This is a genomic window from Bordetella tumulicola (genome assembly GCF_965138755.1).
In the GTDB taxonomy this organism is placed as follows: domain Bacteria; phylum Pseudomonadota; class Gammaproteobacteria; order Burkholderiales; family Burkholderiaceae_B; genus Bordetella_A; species Bordetella_A tumulicola.
Genome location: NZ_CBCSFP010000001.1, coordinates 953,574 through 974,774, shown reverse-complemented (window position 1 = coordinate 974,774; position 21,201 = coordinate 953,574). Strand labels below are relative to the sequence as shown.

Below are 21,201 nucleotides of genomic sequence, written 5' to 3'. Positions count from 1 at the left end.
CTTAGGAAATCGGCCGCCCGGCGTGTCGGCGTCGGTTGGCCATAAGAGGAAGGTTGTCGTTTAACGCCTGCAGGTCGTTGGTTTGTTCGCGTAGCGCGGTGACGGCGGTAGTGATATCCACATGTTCGAATCTCAACGCGCAACCACTGGGGACTTGGCCCAGGCGCCAGAGATCGGCCTCGATGACAGTTGCGATTTTGGGATAGCCGCCGCATGTGTTGGCCTCGGCTAGCTGGATAATGGGTTGCCCGGCGGGCGGAACCTGGACCGTGCCCGGAACGATGCCGTGGGACAAGAGCTCGCGTCGTTCTGTCATGCTCAAGGAGTGTTCTCCTTGCAGACGATAGCCTTGGCGATTGGCATCGGCGGTGACCTGCCAAGGCGACGTGAATAGCTGTTTGATGGAGTCCGGTGTGAATTCGCTGAACTCGGCCGCGGGAATCACACGCACGGTGACACACCCTCGATGCAACTGGCGCAATAGGCCGGGCAACGCTTTGGGGATGCAACCCAGCGACCCTGTTGCGATGGTATCGCCGTGGGGTTGCCCTAGCGGCAATCGATCCAGGCGTTTCAGGCCGCGGCCATTGAGCCCGCCGAAACCGGATTTCAGATCGGTGGCTCGGGCGCCCAGTACGGGGGCGATGTCAATGCCGCCTGACACGGCCAAGTATTGCCGCAGGCCCCGATTGGGGCGATGCAGGGTGAGTATCTGGCCGGCCTTGGCGTGGCCGCGCCACCACGGGGCGAGCACTTGATCGTCGAGTTCGATGCGGCCGTCGCCCCCCGTGCATGCAAAGACGGTGTCACGTTCAAATTTTACTTTGAATGGAAAAAGCACAATCTCGATCCCCGCGGCGTCCGGTGCATTGCCGACTAACGCGTTGGCATAGCGCAGCGACAAGCTGTCCATCGCGCCACCGGTACAAACGCCCAAATGCATGTAGCCGTGCCGTCCCTCGTCCTGAATCAGATTGACGGCGCCAGAGGTCATGATCTGGATCATAGGTTGATCTCCTGCGCAATGAAGCGCACGACATCGCCGGGGGCCAGCAGGCAGGCAGGCTCGCGCTGCGCATCAAAGGTCTCTAGTATCGTGCGGCCAAGAATGTGCCAACCGGACGGGGCATCGCCCGGCATGATGCCGGCCTGTACGCCGCCAATGATGACCGAGCCTTTGGGGATGCGCAGGCGCGGACTGGACCGGCGTGGCGCATGCAGGCGTTCGGGCAAGCCCGACAGATACGTAAAGCCGGGCGTGGAGCCTATGCACACCACGCGATAGTGGGCACTGCTGTGTAGAGCGACATAATCGGTGATGCTCAGGCCGGCTTGTTCGGCCATTTGCGGTAAATCGATTCCATCTTCTCCGCCGTAGATCACGGGGATATTCAGCGTTTTGTGCGATAGGCTGGCGGGTGTGGTGTGTTGCCAGAGCGCCAGTATGTGTTCCCGCGCCATCTCGGGGTTGAGTTGTAACGGGTCGAACAGGACGAGGAGATTGTTGACCCCCGGGACGATTTCACGAATGCCGGGTAGTGCCGCCGAACCGCGCAGGTGTTCGGCGATTGCCCAGATGCGTTCCTGTACGTCCATGTCGATAGCGGCCCCGCCGCAATCCATATAAACACCGCCCGCGCCCGCTGCGTGCATGCGAGGGGTGCACGCAGCGGGCACGGTGATAGGGGCTTCTTCACTTAGGATTTCTGTCATGCGGGAGGTCGTGGCGTCGATGCGTGGGCGATGGTGGGATAATGATAATCCTGTCAGTACACCAGCCTTGGCAAACGAGTTTTTTTGGAGTTGCAAGAAAACATTTTCTTGAGGCGGGCTTTGCCAAGTCTGCTGTGTCTGTTTGATCGGGATGCACCTAATGGGATAGCTACGTGAATACCCGCTTTCTGGAAACCCTCATTGTGCTGGCTCGTGTCGGCAGTTTTCGTGAAACGGCCGAGGCGCTGCACGTCACCCAGACGGCGGTGTCGCAGCGCATCGCCAATTTGGAAGACGATCTCGATCTGCATTTGCTGGACCGCAGTTCGCGGCAGCTGAAGCTGACCGTCCATGGTGAGCAGGTCGTGGAGCAGGCTCGAAAGATTCTCCATCTCGAGAAATCCATCCGCATGCTGGCGCGTAATGACCAGCCCAGCGCGGGTCCGGTGCACGTGGGGGTGGTGGAAACGGTCGTGAAGACGTGGTTGAGCCAATTGATCCAGGACATTACGGCCGAGTTTCCATTGATATCGCTGGCTGTCACGGTCGACACCTCGCGGAATTTGCAAGATCTCTTTACGCAGAAAAAAATCGATCTGATGATTCAGGATATGCCGTTCTTGCCGGCTATTGGTTCGACGGACTACATGGTGTGCGGGGTTTGCGACTATCCCTTGGCATGGGTGTCCTCGCCAGCCCTTGCACAAGGCAAGCCGAGTTTCGACTTGTCCAGCCTGGCAGATCTGCGTGTATTGACCTTTTCGCGGTTTTCGTTGCCGCACGCCAATTTGCAGACGTTTCTTGCCGACCGTGGGTTGGAAGAGGTCAAAATCGAGAACTTCCCATCGGTAGAGTCCATTTTGCAGCTATTGCAAAACAGTTATGGCGTAGCTGCTATCCCCCCTGCTTTTATATTGAAAGAGCTTCAGGAAGGCAGTTTGGTGCTGCAGGACTGGCCGACGCCCCTGCCTATCAGCATGTCGCTGTTTGCGCGGCGCAGCGCGACCAAGGCGGTGCATGAGGTGTTTCAGCATGCCCGGCGTTCGTGCCATGTGGCTGCGCAGAGCGTGAATCAGCGCGCCGGGCAGGAGTGGATATTGGCGCACGATCCGGCTTAGGGTCGCCCTGAAAACGAGGCAAAGAACCGGGCAGAGCCCGGTCCCAGGAGGCTTCCTGTAACGTTGTACATACGGGGTTGTACGACGCCTGTATAGGAACGATGTTATTGCGTCTGAATGCCGGCGGTCTTGGCCAGATCTTTCCAACTCTGGATTTCCGTCACCAGTTGCTCGCCAGATTCCTTAGGAGAGTTACCGACGGCTTCCAGGCCTTGGCCGGTCAGCCATTCTTGCATCTCGGGTGACTTTAAAATGGCGACGAAATTTTCGTTTAACAGATTAACCGTGGCGGCTGGCGTTTTGGCGGGCACATATAGTCCGTACCAGACGGCGGAGTCGAAGCCGGGAACGCCGGACTCGGCGACTGTCGGCATTTCAGGCCATAGATCCGTGCGGTCTTTGGTGGTGACGGCCAAGGCTTTGACTTTACTGGCTTCGGCGTACTTCTTTGCGGTAGCCAAGGGATCGATCACGACCTGGACTTCGCCGCCCATCAGGCCCGTCAGCGCGGCGCTCGCACCCTTGTAGGGGACATGCGTCAACGGGGCCTGGGAGGCGGACTTGAAGTACTCGCTGGCAAAGTGCACAGATGTGCCGACACCGGGTGTGCCGTAATTCACTTTGTCGGGATTCGCCCGGGCATATTGCACCAGTTCGGCGACGCTCGAGACTGGCACGTTGTTGTTGACCAGCAAGGCAAATGGTCCGCGCACTGCGGTCGTGACGGCGGCCAGATCTTTGGTCACGTCATACGGCAGAGAGGCCTTGATGGCAGGCTCGGTCGCAATGGCGCCGCTATGCAGCAAGATCGTGGTGCCATCGGGGGCGGCACGGACGGTGGCTTCGGTGCCGATGCTTCCGCCTGCGCCAGCCTTGTTTTCTACGATGACGACACGGCCCAGTCGTTTGCTGAGTTGCTCGGCCAGCTTGCGGCCCAGGATATCGGACGTGCCACCGGCGGAGTAGGGAACAATAATGCGCACCTGCTTGCCCTCAGGAATGGTCTGGGCGTGTACGGGGAGGATGCAGGCGGCAAGACCTGCGATGGATAGCAGCAGTGAGCGGTAAATAAAGGGCATCAGTTGTCTCCGAGTTTTAGTGTTTTTTTGGGTCTTCTGTAAGTTTTCTGCGGTGAATAAACGGTTTTCTGCCGGCATGGTCGCGTTAGCAAAAGCGCATTTCTCCTGCGACGCAATCTTGTCCATCCTGGTTGCGGACCCATACCCGCCAGCCGCCTGGCGTATCCGCATTGGGGGTAATCCCCGCAGTGATCGAGTCGCCGATAAAGACCGGTTTGATAAACCGGACATCAAGTTCTAGCGACGCGATGTCGGCGGCTCGAAAGTTTCGATAGACGGCTTGCCACAGCAGGCATAAAGACAGCGTGCCGTGCGCGATCACCCGACCCATGGGGGTTTGTGCCGCAAAGTCGCTGTCCAGATGCAGCGGATTGAAGTCGTTCGTCAATTCCGCATAGGTGCGAATGGCCTGCTCGGTGATGAGCAGCGTAGCCGTCTTAAAACTTGTGGGAGGGGTGGGTTCGGTCATCACGCTGCCCATATCAGGGTTAGTTTTCCCGAGAAGATGTCTCGATCATCGTCGCCGTTGCAGGTGACGCCGAGTTCAACAAAACGGCGTTCTCGGCGCAGTGCCTTATCGATGCAGCGCACCGCCAGCCGTACCGTTTCTCTCGGCCGTGGCAGCCCACGAAGATTCAGATTTTGGCCTGCATGGATGTTGCCCGGCGGTCGGGGGGCGACGATGTTCAGGTACGCCCGCATCATCATCACAGTGGCCAGGCTGGCTTGTTCGGCCGGGCCCGATGCACCGTCGGCGTCGGTATTGCCAAAGAGCGACTGCCAGCGCTTTACTTGATCAGCGTCATAGGTTTCGGTGCCTTCTCCCAGCACGGTACCCGGGACAAAATCATCGAACAGAAAAACTTTTCGAGGCGAGTGGGGAATAGTCATCGTGGCATCTCGATAAGGGATTGAACGATGGGTAACGTCATGCCATTTACCTCAGTGAAACCAATCTGCACTGTGCTGCCAATGGCTATTTTCTGGCTTACGTCTGCCGTCGCGTTGGCCATGAGACGAAAGCCTTCCTTCATGTCGATGAGCGCAATCACGTAGGGCGTCATGGCCTTGAATACCGGCAACGGTGCGCGATGCACAGTGGTAAACGTGAGGACGGTGCCGATGCGTTCGGACAGATGCCAGCCCAAATCCGTGCATTGGCACTGTTCGCACAAGGCACGCGGAGTAAATTGCACGCGCCCGCACCGCGTGCAGGACTGATACGTAAGTTGTCCCTGCGCGCAAGCGTCCCAGTAAGGACGCGTCTGTGCATCGGGCCGAGGCAGGGGACGAGCCAGCGTCGCTGTCATATCAGGCTCCTAAAACCAGAGAGCAATGGGCCGACAAAATGCCGCCATCGCCATGAACGAATGCCAGATGTGCATCGGCGACTTGGCGTTCCTGGGCGTGGCCACGCAGCTGGTGGACGGCCTCGACCGCATGGAACATGCCGCCCGCGGCACCGGAGTGGCCATACGAGAGCAGGCCGCCATGTGTATTGCAGGGCAGGGCGCCGCCCAGCCCCAGTTGGCCGGTCGCGGCTGCAACACCGGCCTCGCCGCGTTGGAAAAAGCCAATGGACTCCAGCTCCACGGCGAGTGTGATCGTGAACGAGTCATAAATCTGCGCGACATCGATGTCCTTGGCCTGTACGCCCGCGCGGGCGAAGGCCGCGGCCGATGAGGCCTTGCAGCCAAAGTCCACCAGGCTGGGGGCATTGATGATGTGTTCGTGGGTGTGGCCCTGTCCCGCGCCCAGTATCTCTACGGCTTTGCTCGGGCTGTCGCGATGGGCGGCGGCACTGCTGACCACCAACGCGGCACCACCGTCGGAAATCAGGCAGCAGTCCAGCATGTGCAGCGGATCGGCGATTTTCTTGGAGGCCAGGACATCCGCGACCGACAAGGGGGTGCGAAGATGCGCTTTGGGGTGTCGAGCGGCGTGGCGGCGATGCTCCACCGCGATAGAGGCCAATTGCTCGGAGGTCGTCCCGTACTCGTGCATGTAGCGCTGGGCGACGAGCGCGTAGGACGCCGGTACGCTGATGCCGAAGGGCCGTTCAAACTGGGGGTGCCCGACTTCGGACAACGCGGCGACGGCACCGTCGCGCGACAGGCCGGTCAGCCGGTTGTCGCCCGTGACCACCAGCACGTGATTGCACTGGCCACTGGCGACAAGGGCCGCGGCCTGCATGATCATGATGCAGGCGCTGGCGCCACCCGCCTGAATGGCGAAACACGTGCCGGGATGAATGCCCAGATATTCGCAGAATACCGAGCCCAACATCAGATGCGGTTCGGTAAAGGAGTACGCGCACAGAACGCCGTCGATGTCGCTCAGGCGCAGGCCGGCATCGTCAATGGCGCCCATGGCGGCCTGCGCGTGTAAAGACATGCAGCTGCTGCCGGGCAGCTCGCCCACGGCCGTGTCGTACACGCCGGTGATAAAGGCGTTCATCGTCATGGTTTAAAACCCATCTGGCGCGCGATGATGTTGCGCTGAATGTCGCTGGTGCCTTCGCCGATGACATAGACCAGCGCATCCCGGTGGATGCGGCTCACGGGGTACTCGGACATGATGCCCGCACCACCCAGAATGCGAATGGCCTGCTCGCTGACCTGCACGGCAGTCTCCGTGGCGATGAGCTTGACTTTGGCGGCGGTGGCCGTGTCCAGATTGCCCTGATCCACGCGCCAGGCGCCGTAGTACACCATCCATTTGGCGGACTCGACTTGCGCGGCCATGTCCGCCAGTTTGTGCGCTACGGCCTGGTAGTCGCCAATACGTTTGTTGGCGACGATGCGATCATTGGCATACGATTGCGCGGCGTCCAGGGCGGCGCGGGCCATGCCTAATGCGTTGGCGGCAACGCCGACGCGGTTTTCGCTCAGGCATTCCAGGATGACGGGATAGGTCCCTGTGACTTCACCCAGCAGGCAGTCATCCGGGACGAAAGCATCCTCGATATGGATCAGCCCGGTCTCAGAGGACCGAATGCCTTCTTTGCGCAGTTTGTGGATATCGAATCCGGGATTGGGCAGGTCGACAATGAACAGGCTAATGGCCTCGGGCTTGAGTTCGGCACTGGTGCGCGCGGCCACCAACAGAAAATCCGCGAACGGCGCGTTGGTGATATAGAGCTTGCTGCCGTTGAGCTTCCAGCCGCCCGGCACCTTGTCCGCCCGTGTTTTCATCGCGCGGATATTCGAGCCGCCATCCGGTTCGCTCAGACCAAAGCCCGAGATTTTTTCTCCCGACAACGCCGGCTCGAAGTACCGTTGTTTTTGCGTGGGGGTGCCAATTTTCCAGATGGGCCAGATGCCCAGATGCGAGTGAGCCGACCAACTCGTGGCAAAGGCCTGGCTCAGGTAGCTCAGCTCCTCACGTACGATGCAGTCGCTGACCTTGTCCAGGCCGCTGCCGCCGTCGGCTTCCGGATAACGCACACCAAACAAGCCCAGCTCTCCCCAGCGCTTGAATACCTGTTTGGGGAAGGTCTCGGTTTCCTCGGCGGGGGCGACGAGGGGTGCAAGCTCCTCGCGGCACAAGCGGCGGACCGTATCGCGCACGGCTTCATGCTCAGGCGAAAAGGAAAAATCAAGGCTCATCGAATATCTCGTTTCAAGAATAAAATTCTATATAGAGAATTTATCATTCGAAAGAACTGTTTAGATATAGGGTTTATACGTATAAATAAAGCGATGAAAAATTCGACTTGGGTAAGTGAAATTCTTTATATAGAATAAAATTCTACGACTAGGCGATCATCATCGAGATTTCGCCACCTCTGATAAGGACGCCTCACGTGTCATCTGCTGCCTCGATCAAGCCGGAACAGCCTGCTACGCCTGCATCGGCTGCACCCTCCGTTCATCGCCTGGCCAGTGTGCTTAACGCGCAAAGTGTCGCGATCGTCGGGGCGAGCGCCGATGGTTCGAAGATATCCGGCAGGCCACTGGCTTACATGCTGGCGAGCGGCTATCAGGGAAAGCTGTTTCCTGTTAACCCGTCGCGCACCGAGGTTCAGGGATTGCCGTGTTATCCCTCACTGTCCGCGATAGGCCAGCCCGTTGATCTGGTCATCATCGGGACGGCCAGTGCACATGTCGAAGGCATTGTGCTCGAGGGCGTCGCCGCGGGGGTCAAGGCGTTTGTGGTGTTCTCATCCGGATTCGCCGAGCTGAGCGAAGAGGGCCGCCGCATGCAAGAGCGCCTCGGCGCGCTGGCGCGCGAGCACGGCGTGACGATTGTGGGCCCGAACTGTCTCGGCGTGGCGAATAGCCATACGGGTTTGATTGCGTCGTTCACGACGGCGGTGGAAAGCAGCAAGCTGCATGCGGGACGTTTTTCGTTCGTGAGCCAAAGCGGCGCGTTAGGTGCGTATTGGCTCGATATCGTGCTGCGTTCCGGGATAGGCGCCGGTCAGTGGATCACGACGGGCAACGAGTGCGATGTCGATGCGGCCGAAGCAATCGACTTTCTGGCCTCAGATCCCGGGACTGAGGTGATCGGACTTTACATCGAAGACATTCGGCGTCCGGATGCGTTTCGCCATGCCTTGCAGCGCGCGGCGCGCGCGGGCAAACCGGTGATCGCCATCAAATCGGGACGCTCTCAGGCGGGGGCGGCCGCGGCGGCGTCTCATACCGGTGCGTTGGCCGGTGACGATGCGTTATATGACGCTTGCCTGCAGCAATACGGGGCGCTGCGGGTCGACAGCTTGACGGAGATGATGGACGCCGCCCGCATTTTCCTGCGCGGGGCGACGCCGCTCGGACCCAAGCTGGCCGTGATGAGCGTGTCGGGCGGGGCCGGGGTGCTGATCGCCGATGCGTGCGAATCGTTGGGCTTGGCGCTACCGGCTTTGTCGGCGAGCACGGTCGATGCGCTCACGCCCGTGCTGCCTGCCTTTGTGCATCCGGCCAATCCGCTCGATATCACTGGCAACGTGCTGCAAGACACGGCAATGATCGGCGCGTCCTTTCGCGCGCTGGGGGCGGATCCCGGCATTGACGGCATTGTCTTGTTCATCGGCATGATGCACAGCATCGCGGATGTCTTTGTGCGCGAACTCTCCGAGGCTCGCCGCGAGATTGCGTGCCCCATCATTGTCGTGTGGATTGGCGCGCTGGAATCCAGCATTCGTGCGCTGGAAGATAAAGGCATCCCCGTTTTTCTCGATATCCCCCAGGCGATGCGCGCCATCGCGCAGTCTTTGCAAGTACGCGACAGGCAGCGAGCCGCTATGGCGGTGAAGCTGCCACCGCCCAACGACGCGCCACAGCGCGCCGCGGGCCGGCCCATCTCGGAATGGGACGGGAAACAACGGTTGCGCCATTGTCCGGTGATTGCGTTACCGTGTGGGCAATTGATCGCCAGCGACGAGGAGATCCGTGTTTCGCCTGACGGCACAATCAACGGGCTTTCGTATCCACTCGTGGCCAAACTACAATCGTCCGATTTACTGCATAAAAGTGACGCGGGCGCCGTGATTTTGCCGATACGGGATGCGGATGCGCTGCGTGCGGCGATCAGCCGATTGCAAGCCATTGGTCAGCAACTGAATATCGATAGTCAAGGGGTGCTGGTCGAGGAAATGATCCCGTTTGATCACGAGTTATTGCTGGGGCTGCGAATGGACGAACGATTTGGCGCGACGCTGACACTGGCCCGAGGCGGTGTCGAGGCAGAGTTGTGGCCTGATGTGGTGAGTCGGCTCTTGCCGCTGTCGGCCCATGATGTCGAAGTCATGCTGCGTGGATTGCGGATCGGTCGACTGCTTGAGGGTTTCCGCAGCCGGCCCGCTGCCGATGTCCCGGCACTGGCCGCGCGCGTTGCGCAACTGTGCGCGTGGTTTGTACAGCAGCCGTTGACAGAACTGGAAATCAACCCTTTGGCCGTGCGGGGTGATCAAGCCTGGGCGCTGGATGCATTGGTGACGCCTCATGGCTGAGGCACCCGCATCGCCCGAAAAAAAAGTCGGTGCGCTGAGCGCCGGTATCAGCATTCTGCGCCATTTGGCGAGCGCGACGACGCCGCTGGGGGTGACGCGGATCGCTCGGGATCTGGACCTGAACTCCAGCACCTGCTTTAACTTGCTAAAGACCCTCGTGCAAGAGCGTCTGGTGAATTTTGATGAGGATACCAAGACCTATCGCATGGGGCTGGGTTTGGTCGAACTCGCCAAAGGCTCTCTGGAGCAAGCCTCGTATGTGCGCCTGCTGCGCCCGCATTTGCAGGAGCTCGCCAGCCGCCATCGCGTGACGATCACGCTGTGGCAACGCACGACGAATGACCGCGTGGTCTTGGTCGATCTGGCAGAAAGCGGGGCCACCATGCGGGTACATCTGAGCATTGGCCAGCGCCTGCCTATGTACATTGCGGCGCTGGGCCGCTGCATGGCCGCCTATTCGACGCTATCGCCGGCCGAGCTGCGAACAAATATCAGTGGGTTGCGCTGGGAAGACGGTCCGAGTTTCGAGGCCTACATGCGCGACGTCGAAAACGTGCGCGAGATCGGCTACGCGACGGACGAGGGGCATTTCGTAAAAGGTATTACCACCGTGTCGTCGCCCATTCTGGACGAACATCAAATTCCATTGATGGCCATCAGCGCCGTGGGTATCGCCGCACGGTTTTCGCCGTCGGCCATTCAATCTCTGGGCGAAGACCTGCGGGAGCGTTGCCACGAAGCCAGTTTGTCCATCTCCGGCGGCAAGTCGGGTGGCGCGGTGTGGAGAAAAAGCCCGTCGTAGGTTGACCAGACGCCTCAGGTAGCTCATTATTGGTGATGTGTGAATCACTGTTCATTAATTGCCATGGCTACTCGAGGCCGCCCCTCAAAAAAAATCAATCCCCCGGCACCGCCGCCCGCGACTCAGGACTGGCGCGAAGGCAGCTCACGCAATGAGCGGGGCCGGCTGATCCGCGAGGCCTTGTTCAATGCTGCGGGCGAGATCGTCGGGGAGCGCGGCTATCAGGATGCGTCCATTACCCTGATTACGCAACGCGCGGGGGTTGCGCAGGGCACGTTTTACAACCATTTCGATTCCCGCCAGGACATTCTGGACAAGCTATTGCCTACCTTGGGCAAGAGCATGCTGGAGCACGTGGGCGAATGCACCAAGCAGGGCAAAACCTTGCTCGAGCGAGAAGAACTGGGGTTTCGCGGGTTCTTTTCATTTCTCAAGGCTCACCCCCATTTTTTTCGCATCCTGAACGAAGCCCCCAGCTTTGCCCCCAAGGCCTACCAGGCGCATCTGGATATGGTCATGGAAGGCTATATGCGCTTTTTCAAGAAAGGGCGGGAACGGGGCGAGATCCCCGGCTATTCCGAGAAAGAGCTCGAGGTCGTGGCGTTTGTGCTGATGGGGGCCCGCCTGTATTTGGGGCGTTACGCCAACCAGGACGATAGCGCAGGAGACGATGTGCCGGATTGGGTGGTCGAGGCTTACCGGAAACTGGTCACACACGGATTGTCCGGGGCCTAGCCTTGGCCACACTCATCATCGTCGTTGAACAACTCAAAGGAAGCCGCGCATGGAAGACGTCAGTACCGAGCCCGTGAAACTATTTGAGCCCTGGCCGCTGCGAGGCATCACGCTGAAAAATCGGGTGATGGTCTCGCCGATGTCGCTCTATAGTTCGAACGAAGGTTTTGTTGACGATTTTCATCTCGTGCACCTCGGGCGCTTTGCCCTCGGTGGGGCCGGACTGGTGATGATGGAGGCCACGGCAACGACGCGTCAGGGCAGAGGCACTGATGGTTGCAATGGCTTGTGGCTTGACGCCCACGTCCCGCCGCTGCGTCGGATCGTCGATTTTCTGCATGCGCAGCAGTGCATGGCGGGCATCCAACTGGGACATGCCGGGCCGAAAGGCTCGACACAGCGTCCGTGGCATGGTGCTGGTACGTTAACGGTGGATGACGCCGCCGCCCGCCGCGAGATGCCATGGGACACGGTCTCGTCGTCTGCCGTGCCCGTGGACGAGCACTGGCCCACGCCACATATGTTGAGCGAAGCCGAGATCGAAGCCTTGGTCGATGATTATCGGTCGGCGGCCCGGCGCGCGCGGGATGCCGGCTTTGACGTGATCGAATTGCATTGTGCCCATGGCTATTTGCTGCATTCGTTCTTGTCCCCCTTGCTTAATCATCGCAGCGATGCCTATGGCGGCAGTCTTGAAAACCGTATGCGTTTGCCTTTGCGGATCTTTGAAGTCGTACGTCAGGAGTTTCCCGATGAGCGTCCGATCTTTGTCCGCCTGTCGGCGGTGGACGGCGTCAACGTCGGCTGGTCGATCGACGACTCCGTCGTATTCAGTCGGGCGCTAGCCAGTCTTGGGGTGGACGCGATTGCGTGTTCGAGCGGCGGCGTCAAACTCAAGAAAGATCAAGTGTTAGTGTCGAGAGCGCCCGGTTTTCAGGTGCCTTTTGCGGAACAAGTGCGCAAACAGGCGAAGGTCCCCAGCATTGCGGTCGGCATGATTTTGTCGGCGCGGCAAGCCGAAGACATTTTGCAGAACGGTCAAGCGGATTTGATTGCGCTGGGACGCGAGATGCTGTTCAACCCCAACTGGGCGGCGCAGGCCGCACTCGAGCTGCAAGGTACCCCGGGCTGGAAGTGGTGGCCCGAGCAGTTTCGCTGGTGGCTTGAGCGACGCGCACGTCAGTTGGCGCCACGCAGTTAACGCGTCGCGAGGAGAGGGCGGAGAACCATGTATAAAGTCATTACGTTACTCAAGCGGCGTTCGGATATGAGCGTCGAAGATTTTCAACGGCACTGGCAAGACTCGCACGCGTCGATGGCGTCTCTGATGCCCGGGCTGAGGCGCTATGTGCAGTCGCATGCGCTCGCGCAAGGCTACGCCAAGGGCGAACTGATCTATGACGGTATCAGCGAAATGTGGTTCGACTCGCAAGCCGGCTATCAGGCCGCACAGGAGTCCGAGTCCGCGCGGAGCATCACCCGCGATCTGTCCGGGTTCGTCGATGAAGCAAAGTCGGTAGTGATGCCTGTCGACGTGCACGTCATTGTCGACGGTCTGATTCCTGACGGCGGGGTCAAGAATATCGAGTTTGTGAACTGTCGCCCAGGCATGGGACTACATGCGTTTCGTCGATACTGGCAAGACAAGCACGGCCCCTTGGCGGCGGGCATCGACGTGATACGCCGCTACGAGCAGAACCATCTTTGCCTGGACGAGTACTCGGCTGCCCAAGCGCCGCGCTACGATGGCCTGGCCATCACCTGGTTCGACTCCACTGCCGATATGAAGCAGGGGGCGACCACCGACGTCTATGCCCGTACGCGCGCCGACGAGGCGAATTTTCTGCCGGATGGGCATTTGCCATTTATCGTGACGCGCGAGCACGTGATCGTGGGCTGACAGGAGATAACGGGCAGCGGTACGGATGTGCTGCCTGCCCGGCGTTGATGGCGGGTACGTGTGATGACGGATTAGCGAAGATATGTGCCTCCGTTCGCATCGATAATCGTACCGGTCACATACGATGCGGCGGGAGAGCACAGAAACGCCAGCACGCTAGCGATCTCTTCGGGTTGCCCCATGCGCTTCATGGGATAGGCGTCGGGCTGATAACCATGTCCTTCGGTCATGCCCGATATAACGGGGCCGGGCGCTACGCCGTTGACGGTGACGCCATGCGGCACGGCACGTTGGGAAAACCACCGCACCAAGGCGTGTACACCGCCCTTTGACGCCGCGTAATGAGGGCCTGCTCGCAGTCCTCCTGTCCACCCCGCAATGGATCCGCATAGCGCGATGCGTCCATACTGGCGCTCGATCATGCCGGGCATGACGGCCCGTACCAGATTGATGGGCCCGAGCATGTTGATCCGGATCACGCGAAGGAACTCGACTTCGTTCCAATCCGGCGCCATCCAGTCCTCGTCATAGGGACAAATCCCCGCGGCATCGGCCAACGCCGAAAAGGGCCCCAGCCGGTTTGTCATGGCTTGGACATCCGCGCGCTGGCTCACGTCGCAGCGATGCACCGCGTCCACGCCAGGGATCTCGTGAGCGAGCGATTCCAGCTGAGCTGTCTCTACCCAGTCGCTCAACACCATGCGGGCGCCTAATTGCCCGCACAGTCTCGCTGTGGCCGCACCAATACCGCCGGCGGCGCCCGTGATGAGAATACGCGTTTGTTCAAGATTGAACGGCGTGGCGTGAGGTTGGTCTGGGGACGACGCGGGCATGGTTAATCAACTCCGGTTAAACAGATAGATAACGATGTTTGATGTCGTCATTCTGGTTGAGCTCGGCAATCGTGCCACAGAAGACGTCCCTGCCTTTGTCGATGACGACCGCCAGATCAGCCAGACCGAGGCAGAATTGCAGATTTTGCTCTGCCAGCACAATGGTCGTGCCCAGTTTGCGTAGCGTATTGATCAGTTCGCCGATTTTTTGAACCATGATGGGCGCAAGGCCCTCGCTGGGTTCATCGAGCAGCAGGACGCTGGGGTTGCCCATCAGGGCGCGGCCCACGGTTAGCATCTGCTGTTCGCCGCCCGATAGCTGGCCGCCGAGCCGCGTTTTCAGCGGGGCGAGCAACGGCAACATGTCGTAGACGCGCTCGAGGGTCCAGTCGGATTGCCCATCGACGCCGCGTTTGACGGCGATGGTCAGGTTGTCTTCGACGGTCAGGTCGGGGAATATTTGTCGGTCTTCGGGAACGAACCCGATCCCCGCGCGGGCGATGGTGTGGGGGCTGCGGCCACGTACCTCGTTGCCCAGCAGGCGAATGCTGCCTTGCCGGGCCGTGACGATCCCGGCAATGGATTTCATGGTGGTGCTTTTACCCGCACCGTTACGCCCTAGTAGTGCCAGGGTCTCGCCTTTGCGCACGCCCAACGACATCTTGAACAGGACTTGGCTGCTGCCATAGCAGGCGTCAATGCCTTGAACCTCTAGCACGGTACTCATGCGTGCGTCTCCTGTGGCGTTCCGAGATAGGCTTCAATGACGGCGGGGTTGTTGCGAATTTGTTCCGCATTACCTTCGGCAAGCACTTTTCCATACGACAGGACATAAATGTTCTGTGAAATGCGGAACACAATCTCCATATCGTGTTCGATCAACACGACGGTCAGTCCACCCTTTTTCCACAAGGCGTAGACGGTCTCGATCATTTGCTCGCGCTCTTCGGGTCCCATGCCTGCGACGGGCTCGTCGAGCAGCAGCACTTTGGGCTTGAGGATTAGCGCCAGCGCCATATCCAATAGCTTCTGGTCGCCGTGCGACAAATTGCCGCTGATGACGCCGGCCTTTTTTTCCAGGCCGAGTTGCTCCATGACTTCGTAGGCCCGATCGCGTGTTTCGGCCAAGGGAAACCGGCCCGTCAATTGCGCGGATTTTCCGAGCGGCGACATCAGCGCGCCACGCAAGGATTCCTCGACGGTCAGGGTTTTAAAGAGTTTGGATACCTGAAAAGCCCGTCCTATACCGCGACGGACGATTTCCCGGCTGGGCAGGCCACTGATGTCCTGGCCTTCGAGCAGAATACGCCCCGAGTCGGGGGGGATGGCGCCGGAAATGAGGTTGAAGAATGTGGTTTTCCCCGCGCCGTTGGGGCCGATCACCGCGGTGAGCGAGTCCTGTGGAAAATGGGCCGAGACGTCCGACGTGGCGACGACGCCGCCGAACGATTTCTTCAGATGTTCGATTTTCAACATCAGCGGTCTCCCGAATGGGCGGCTTGTGGTCTGGCGGACGGAACGCCGCCGTACGTCTGCCAGGGCGCGCCGACCAGCCAGCCCGCGTCGACAGGCAGATCGATACCGGTAATGGCCGTTGCCTGGGGCGAGGTCAAAAAGGCGACCGCGTCGGCCACTTCTTTGGGATCGATGAGTCGGCCTAGCGCGGTGGGATTGGCCAGTTCATCGACGTTGCGATCGCCACGATCAATGGCGGCCTGCAGCGCGGGTGTCAAGGTGTAGCCGGGCGATACCGAGTTGACCCGGACGCCGGATCGGCCCCATTCGACGGCCAGGCATTGCGTGATGGAAATGACGGCGGCCTTGGCGGGCGCGTAGGCGTGCAGCGGCACGGATCGTGATCCGGTGATGGACGCGATATTCACGATGGCGCCGGACCCGTGCGCTGCCATGCGCGCGCCAAAGAGGGCGCAGCATAGATAGGTGCCGCGTTGGTCGACGGCGATCACCTTGTCCCAGAGAGACATGTCGAGGCGTTCGGGGGGTAATTTGGGCTGGATGATGCCCGCGCTGTTGACCAGTGTGCAGACCGGGCCATGTTGCTGCTCAATGCGTTCGGCAAGCGCTCGCAAGGCGGCCTCGTCAGTGACGTCGCACTCGTAAAACAAGGCGTTGGGCGCCGTCTCAGTGTTCCAGATGTTAGGTAGATCCAGCACGATGACTTGATCGCCGCGCGCGAGCAGGTTGTGTACGCACGCCAGGCCAATGCCGCTGGCGCCTCCGGTAACGATGCTGATTGGGCGATGTGTCATGGCGTGGCTCGCTTGTTTTTCAGGGTGCGCAGAAACTGAACGACGAAATCGCTGATGCCGCGTTTGAAGCCCAGCGCGAAGACAAGGACGATGATGCCGAGCGCCAATCCGTGCAGCTCGGTGAAGCGGGTCACCAGGTCGTTAAAGATCAGTAGCAGGGCGGCGCCGACCACCGGACCGATGAACACATGCAGCCCGCCCATCATGATCATGAATATGGCTTCTCCGGACATGGTCCAATAGGCGAACTCGGGATAGGCGCCCGAGACAAACAACGCCATGATCGAGCCCGCGATACCCGCAAAACTGCTGGCAATGATGAAGGCATAGAGCTTGACGCGCCAGACATCAATACCCAGGAACCGCGCGCGTTCCGCATTGTCGCGAACCATTCTCAGGGTATAGCCGAAGGGCGACTGCATCAGGCCGCGCATCAACAGCAGGCTCACGATGCCGACTACGCAGGCAAACCCGTACAGGCTAATGGGTTTGGAGAGATCGATACCTAGAAAAATGGGACGAGGGATACCGCCCATCAGTCCCTGGTCGCCGCCAGTGAGCGACATCCAGGTCAAGATGACACTATGCAGCAGCATCGCAAACGCCAGAGTCAAAAACGAGAAATAGATTTCCTTGAGTCGCACGCAAATCGCACCGATGACCAGTCCCAGCAGCGCGCAGAACAAAATCGCTCCCAGCATGGCAACGGGAATCGAGGTACCCGCTTTTTGCATGAGCAACCCGAAGGCATAGGCACCTCCGCCAAAAAACATGGCGTGTCCAAAAGACACCAGGCCGCCATATCCAATGAGAATGTTCAGTGATGTCGCAAAGATGCCGAACGCCGCCAGACGGATGACGAAATCCAGCACGACACGTGAAGGAGTCAGAAAGGGAATCGCCGCCAGGACAGCCAGGGCCAACAGCGCCCACAGGATCTCTTTGCCGTATGTCGTTTTCGTATTCATGCGCGCGGCTCCCGGCCCATCAGGCCACTCGGTTTCAGCACGAGAATCAACGCCATCGCGATGAACATGATGCCTTCGACAAATGACGGAAATCCGATCGAACCGAACGAGCGCACCAGTCCGATCAACAGCGCGCCAACCAGTGCGCCGCTGACAGAGCCCATGCCTCCGATCACCGTGACGATGAACGATTCAATCAATATCGAAAAACCCATGCCCGGAGACATCGAGCGCACGGGAGCCGCCAGCGCGCCCGCCAAACCAGCCAGCATGCCGCCGCAGGCAAAGACCCCGGCGTAAATCAGATTGGTATTGAGCCCCAGCGCGGAAGTCATGGTCGGATTGTGCGCGGCCGCCCGTACGATCTTTCCGGTGCGTGTTTTGGATAAGACATACCACAACACGATGGCGATCAAGGCCGCCGCCGCCATCAGTACCAGATAGAACACCGGTGTGATGCCACCCCCCACAAATAGGGGAGGCGCCTGGAATGCCTCTGGCATCCCCATGGATTGAAATTCGGCGCCCCAGATAACCTTGACCATATCGTCCATGATCAGAATAAAGGCATAGCAGACGAGCAATTGCATGAGCACGTCAGCGTTGTAGACGCGCCGCATGAAGAATCGCTCAAAAAGCAGCGCGAATATGCCTACCCCGACGCCCGCAATCAGGGTCGCGAGCACGAAGCTGTCGGTCATGCGGTAGCCGGTCAGGCCCAGATAGGCCCCCAGCATATATAGCGAGCCGTGGGCAAAGTTAATGATGCGCAGCACGCCGAAGATGAGGGTGAGACCGGCGGCAACCAGGAAGAGCAAGGCGCCGACAATCAGTCCAGTACTGGTCTGCGTGACCACGCAAGAGAGCGACGTCACACACTCAAAGAGTTCATTGGGGTTCAAGCTTGTCTCCTGGATAGGCTTTTGAGGCGAGGACCTGGCGTGGCCACGGATACGGCACCCGTCGTCACGCCAGGCCGCGTTAGCGCTTTACGCCCAGCCTTTGCTTTTTTTCCACTCGGTTTCGAGTTCTACGATTTGCTGCCACTCGCCAATCAATGGATCGGGCATGTAGGGTTCTTTGTTCTGGAGCACGCCCCAAGCCACCGCGTAATCGATGATGGTTTGATCTTCGGCGCGCATGGTGATCTTGCCCTTGGCCCCAAAGGGTGAGTCAATGGTCAGCCCGCGTAACGCGTCAGCCAGTTTGGCGCCGTCAGCGCTATTGGCTTTCTTCATGGCGGCGGTCATGAAGTTGATGCCTGCGGCGTTCTGCCACGCCCAGTTTGTGGGCAGTTCTTTGTTCTTGGCCTGGTAGGCCTCGGCCCATGCATTGTTGGCTTCGGTCTTGGGTACGCTGCGCAAATAACGGTTACCGGAATGCAGGCCTGGTGGCACATTTTTGACGACAGTCAGCACGGTGTAGTCGGCCATGTTTACGGCAAAGAACTGACGCTCTTTGAACAACGCATAAATATTGCCTTGTTCGATAAACGAGCTCAGATCGCCGCCCCATAGGCATGAGTACATCGCTTGCGGACGGCCTTGTATGAGGCGTGTAATGGCCTCGCTGTAGTCGGCCTGAAACAGCTTGACCCAAATGTCGCCGGTGACTTCAATGTCTTTGTTGAAGTGCTTGGCATACTGAAAGAACTCTGCCGTGGTGTCGCGCCCATAGGCGTAGTCGGGCGAACAACTCATCCAACGTGTCAGGCCTTTTTCTTTGGCGACCTGGCCGGCATAGGCGCCGCCGACGATGGCGTCGTGAATACCTTGACGGGCACAACGGAAAGCGTTGGGAATACGCAGTTTCGGGTCAGCCGTCAGCGCTGACGTTTCTGAGTTGGTATGAATGCAGAATACTCCCAGATCGCGAGCGACTTCGTGCACCGCGAAAGCGCCCGACGAGGCTTCGCCGTCGAACAGCAGTTCGCAACCCTCGCTATTGATGAGTTCGCGGGCGACGCGCGCAGCTTCTTGCGGCTGGCCCTTGGAGTCGCGGATCACCATTTCGATCTTCCGACCGCCGAGGCCACCCGCCGCATTGAATTTCGCGACTTCGAGTTCGACCGCGTTGCGTGAGGACAAGCCCAGCTGGGCGACGCGTCCCGACAGAATGGTGGGCATGCCGACCCGAATGGGCTTGTTTTGGGCGAAAGACATGGCGGGCAGGCCGATGGCGGACATCCCCGCCATGGCAGCGGCGCCTTGCATCAATTTTCGGCGTTGAGGTTGCGCGAGTGCTTCTTTGCGTTTAATGCTCATGTTTGTCTCCGATTTTCTAAGAGGCGTCGACCCCCGGACGCCGCGGGCACTCTTTTTTACGGCTGTGCTGAATCTGTCAGTTGGTCTCGTAGCACCCGTTTGAGCACTTTGCCGGACGGGTTGCGTGCAAGGGCATCAGTCAGAATGAGTTGCTTGGGTATCTTGAATCCCCCGATCTTCCCGCGGCAATGGGCCTGCAGGGTTTCCAGCGTCAGGGTCGCGCCTTCGCGCAGCACGACGACGGCCACGACACGTTCGCCCCAGCGCTCGTCAGGCAGGCCGATGACGGCGGCTTCCTCGACAATGTCGAGCTGATAGATGACGCGTTCGACCTCCGATGAGGCGATGTTTTCTCCGCCACTGATGACCATGTCTTTTTTGCGGTCCACCAGAAAGAGAAAACCGTCTTCATCCAGGTATCCCATGTCGCCGGATCGAAACCGGTCGCCAAAGAAACTGGCTTCGGTGCGTTCCGCATCACGCCAATACCCGCCGGTCACCTTGGGCCCGCGCAGGCAGATCTCGCCGACCTGACCGGCGGGCAGGCGCTTGCCGTCGTGGTCGCGGATATCAATTTCGACGTGGGCGAGCGCGCGTCCCGCAGAGCCGATCTTGGCGATCTCCTGGCCAACCTGCATCATGGTGTCGCCCGAGCAGGTTTCAGTCAGCCCATAGGCGTCGATATAGCGCCCTTGTGTAAACAGGCTCTTGAAACTCTGTATGCGTTCGACGGGGGTACGTTCTCCGCCGCCGATGACCCATTTCAGACTGCTGACGTCATAGTCGTCGCGGTTTTTCAGCGCTAAAAGGCGGTTGAGCATGATGGGCGCCAGCCAGGCGCCCGTCAGTTTCTCCGACTGAATGGCGGCCAGCACCGGTTCGGCATCGAAGTCACGCAAAATGGTCAGCGATCCGCCGACCAACAACAAGGCCATTCCAGGCAAATCAAATGCGCCCACGTGATAGAGCGGGCCGACGACCAGCAGCCTATCGTCACGAGTCAGGCCGAGCTCACAAATGTGGTCGAGCGTCTTCCAGTAAAAATTCTCGTAGGTATGGATGACGCCCTTGGGTCTGGCCGTGGTGCCGGAGGTATACATCAGACGGAACATGTCGCCCGGCCCACTAGGGTGCGATAGCTCCACCGGCGTGGCCTGCGGATCCAATTGACGTACGTCGTACTGAGCGGATTCCGTGATCTCGAGCGCGTCGGTATTGCCGACATTGGCCGCCAGCTCTGTATCGACGCAGACGAGCTTGGCCTGCCCGTGCCGCAGGATGTAATCGACCTCTTCAGCGCCCAGCCGATAGTTGATGGGCAACACAATGGCGCCCAGGTGGCTGATCGCCAGCGTGAGATCGATGAATGCGGCGCTGTTTTTCATCAAGAGCGCGACGACATCGCCGGGGCCGATGCCGCGTGCCCGCAGCATCCCGGCAACGGTACGGGTCCGTTGTGCCAGTTCCGCGTAGCCGATGCGCTGCTGGCCATAGACGATGGCCAATCGGTCGGGGTCGGATTGGGCCCAGTGCAGAACAGAGGAACTTAGACTAATCATTTGATTG

The 21,201-nt window shown here is 59.6% G+C and carries 22 protein-coding genes; 6 read left to right on the top strand and 16 right to left on the bottom strand.

The window, feature by feature from the left end:
* Position 1: 1 nt before the first annotated feature.
* Both ACNAZS_RS04515 and pxpB read right to left on the bottom strand, forming a co-directional pair.
* Positions 2 to 1,006, bottom strand: a complete 1,005-nt coding sequence (locus ACNAZS_RS04515; protein ID WP_415786563.1) for a 5-oxoprolinase subunit C family protein — start codon at positions 1,004 to 1,006, stop codon at positions 2 to 4.
* Positions 1,003 to 1,713: a 5-oxoprolinase subunit PxpB gene (pxpB, locus tag ACNAZS_RS04510; RefSeq protein ID WP_415786561.1), complete on the bottom strand. Its 711-nt coding sequence runs from the start codon at positions 1,711 to 1,713 to the stop codon at positions 1,003 to 1,005. Before pxpB ends, ACNAZS_RS04515 begins: the two co-directional genes overlap by 4 nt.
* Positions 1,714 to 1,886: 173 nt before the next feature.
* Here pxpB and ACNAZS_RS04505 point away from each other — a divergent pair, with 173 nt between their 5' ends.
* Complete coding sequence (locus ACNAZS_RS04505; protein ID WP_415786559.1) at positions 1,887 to 2,831, top strand: LysR family transcriptional regulator; 945 nt, start codon at positions 1,887 to 1,889, stop codon at positions 2,829 to 2,831.
* 104 nt (positions 2,832 to 2,935) lie between these two features.
* Here the strand turns inward: ACNAZS_RS04505 and ACNAZS_RS04500 are convergent, their stop codons facing one another.
* The 6 genes from ACNAZS_RS04500 to ACNAZS_RS04475 all read right to left on the bottom strand — a co-directional run bounded on the left by ACNAZS_RS04500 (position 2,936) and on the right by ACNAZS_RS04475 (position 7,518).
* Positions 2,936 to 3,910, bottom strand: a complete 975-nt coding sequence (locus tag ACNAZS_RS04500; RefSeq protein WP_415786557.1) for a Bug family tripartite tricarboxylate transporter substrate binding protein — start codon at positions 3,908 to 3,910, stop codon at positions 2,936 to 2,938.
* Between the two features lie 85 nt (positions 3,911 to 3,995).
* Entirely contained in the window at positions 3,996 to 4,379 is a 384-nt protein-coding gene (locus ACNAZS_RS04495) for a MaoC family dehydratase (protein ID WP_415786555.1), read from the bottom strand.
* Positions 4,379 to 4,801: a hypothetical protein gene (locus ACNAZS_RS04490; protein ID WP_415786553.1), complete on the bottom strand. Its 423-nt coding sequence runs from the start codon at positions 4,799 to 4,801 to the stop codon at positions 4,379 to 4,381. The genes ACNAZS_RS04495 and ACNAZS_RS04490 overlap by 1 nt, the downstream gene beginning before the upstream one ends.
* The gene (locus ACNAZS_RS04485; RefSeq protein ID WP_415786551.1) at positions 4,798 to 5,220 is read right to left on the bottom strand and encodes a Zn-ribbon domain-containing OB-fold protein; all 423 of its coding nucleotides are present in this window, start codon (positions 5,218 to 5,220) and stop codon (positions 4,798 to 4,800) included. Before ACNAZS_RS04485 ends, ACNAZS_RS04490 begins: the two co-directional genes overlap by 4 nt.
* Position 5,221: 1 nt before the next feature.
* Positions 5,222 to 6,373 (bottom strand): thiolase family protein, encoded by a 1,152-nt coding sequence (locus ACNAZS_RS04480; RefSeq protein WP_415786549.1) that lies wholly within the window; start codon positions 6,371 to 6,373, stop codon positions 5,222 to 5,224.
* Complete coding sequence (locus ACNAZS_RS04475; protein WP_415786547.1) at positions 6,370 to 7,518, bottom strand: acyl-CoA dehydrogenase family protein; 1,149 nt, start codon at positions 7,516 to 7,518, stop codon at positions 6,370 to 6,372. The genes ACNAZS_RS04480 and ACNAZS_RS04475 overlap by 4 nt, the downstream gene beginning before the upstream one ends.
* A gap of 215 nt (positions 7,519 to 7,733) precedes the next feature.
* Here ACNAZS_RS04475 and ACNAZS_RS04470 point away from each other — a divergent pair, with 215 nt between their 5' ends.
* The 5 genes from ACNAZS_RS04470 (at position 7,734) to ACNAZS_RS04450 (ending at position 13,300) form a co-directional block, all read left to right on the top strand.
* Positions 7,734 to 9,863 carry an acetate--CoA ligase family protein gene (locus ACNAZS_RS04470; protein ID WP_415787071.1) on the top strand — a complete coding sequence of 710 codons (2,130 nt, stop codon included), beginning with the start codon at positions 7,734 to 7,736 and terminating at the stop codon, positions 9,861 to 9,863.
* Positions 9,856 to 10,665 (top strand): IclR family transcriptional regulator, encoded by an 810-nt coding sequence (locus ACNAZS_RS04465; protein ID WP_415786545.1) that lies wholly within the window; start codon positions 9,856 to 9,858, stop codon positions 10,663 to 10,665. The genes ACNAZS_RS04470 and ACNAZS_RS04465 overlap by 8 nt, the downstream gene beginning before the upstream one ends.
* A gap of 63 nt (positions 10,666 to 10,728) precedes the next feature.
* Positions 10,729 to 11,400: a TetR/AcrR family transcriptional regulator gene (locus ACNAZS_RS04460; RefSeq protein ID WP_415786543.1), complete on the top strand. Its 672-nt coding sequence runs from the start codon at positions 10,729 to 10,731 to the stop codon at positions 11,398 to 11,400.
* A 49-nt stretch (positions 11,401 to 11,449) separates the two neighbouring features.
* Entirely contained in the window at positions 11,450 to 12,601 is a 1,152-nt protein-coding gene (locus ACNAZS_RS04455) for an NADH:flavin oxidoreductase/NADH oxidase (protein ID WP_415786541.1), read from the top strand.
* A gap of 27 nt (positions 12,602 to 12,628) precedes the next feature.
* Complete coding sequence (locus ACNAZS_RS04450) at positions 12,629 to 13,300, top strand: EthD domain-containing protein (RefSeq protein WP_415786539.1); 672 nt, start codon at positions 12,629 to 12,631, stop codon at positions 13,298 to 13,300.
* Between the two features lie 71 nt (positions 13,301 to 13,371).
* Here the strand turns inward: ACNAZS_RS04450 and ACNAZS_RS04445 are convergent, their stop codons facing one another.
* The 8 genes from ACNAZS_RS04445 to ACNAZS_RS04410 all read right to left on the bottom strand — a co-directional run bounded on the left by ACNAZS_RS04445 (position 13,372) and on the right by ACNAZS_RS04410 (position 21,194).
* Positions 13,372 to 14,133, bottom strand: coding sequence for an SDR family NAD(P)-dependent oxidoreductase (locus ACNAZS_RS04445; protein WP_415786537.1), 762 nt, complete (start codon positions 14,131 to 14,133; stop codon positions 13,372 to 13,374).
* 16 nt (positions 14,134 to 14,149) lie between these two features.
* Entirely contained in the window at positions 14,150 to 14,860 is a 711-nt protein-coding gene (locus ACNAZS_RS04440; protein WP_415786535.1) for an ABC transporter ATP-binding protein, read from the bottom strand.
* Positions 14,857 to 15,609, bottom strand: a complete 753-nt coding sequence (locus tag ACNAZS_RS04435) for an ABC transporter ATP-binding protein (protein WP_415786533.1) — start codon at positions 15,607 to 15,609, stop codon at positions 14,857 to 14,859. Before ACNAZS_RS04435 ends, ACNAZS_RS04440 begins: the two co-directional genes overlap by 4 nt.
* The gene (locus tag ACNAZS_RS04430; RefSeq protein ID WP_415786531.1) at positions 15,609 to 16,403 is read right to left on the bottom strand and encodes an SDR family NAD(P)-dependent oxidoreductase; all 795 of its coding nucleotides are present in this window, start codon (positions 16,401 to 16,403) and stop codon (positions 15,609 to 15,611) included. Before ACNAZS_RS04430 ends, ACNAZS_RS04435 begins: the two co-directional genes overlap by 1 nt.
* A complete protein-coding gene (locus ACNAZS_RS04425) occupies positions 16,400 to 17,371 on the bottom strand; it encodes a branched-chain amino acid ABC transporter permease (RefSeq protein WP_415786529.1) in 972 nt (323 codons plus the stop codon). Before ACNAZS_RS04425 ends, ACNAZS_RS04430 begins: the two co-directional genes overlap by 4 nt.
* Positions 17,368 to 18,273 carry a branched-chain amino acid ABC transporter permease gene (locus ACNAZS_RS04420; RefSeq protein ID WP_415786527.1) on the bottom strand — a complete coding sequence of 302 codons (906 nt, stop codon included), beginning with the start codon at positions 18,271 to 18,273 and terminating at the stop codon, positions 17,368 to 17,370. Before ACNAZS_RS04420 ends, ACNAZS_RS04425 begins: the two co-directional genes overlap by 4 nt.
* Before the next feature lie 87 nt (positions 18,274 to 18,360).
* Positions 18,361 to 19,635, bottom strand: coding sequence for an ABC transporter substrate-binding protein (locus tag ACNAZS_RS04415; RefSeq protein ID WP_415786525.1), 1,275 nt, complete (start codon positions 19,633 to 19,635; stop codon positions 18,361 to 18,363).
* Between the two features lie 56 nt (positions 19,636 to 19,691).
* A complete protein-coding gene (locus ACNAZS_RS04410; RefSeq protein WP_415786523.1) occupies positions 19,692 to 21,194 on the bottom strand; it encodes an AMP-binding protein in 1,503 nt (500 codons plus the stop codon).
* Between the last annotated feature and the right edge of the window lie 7 nt (positions 21,195 to 21,201).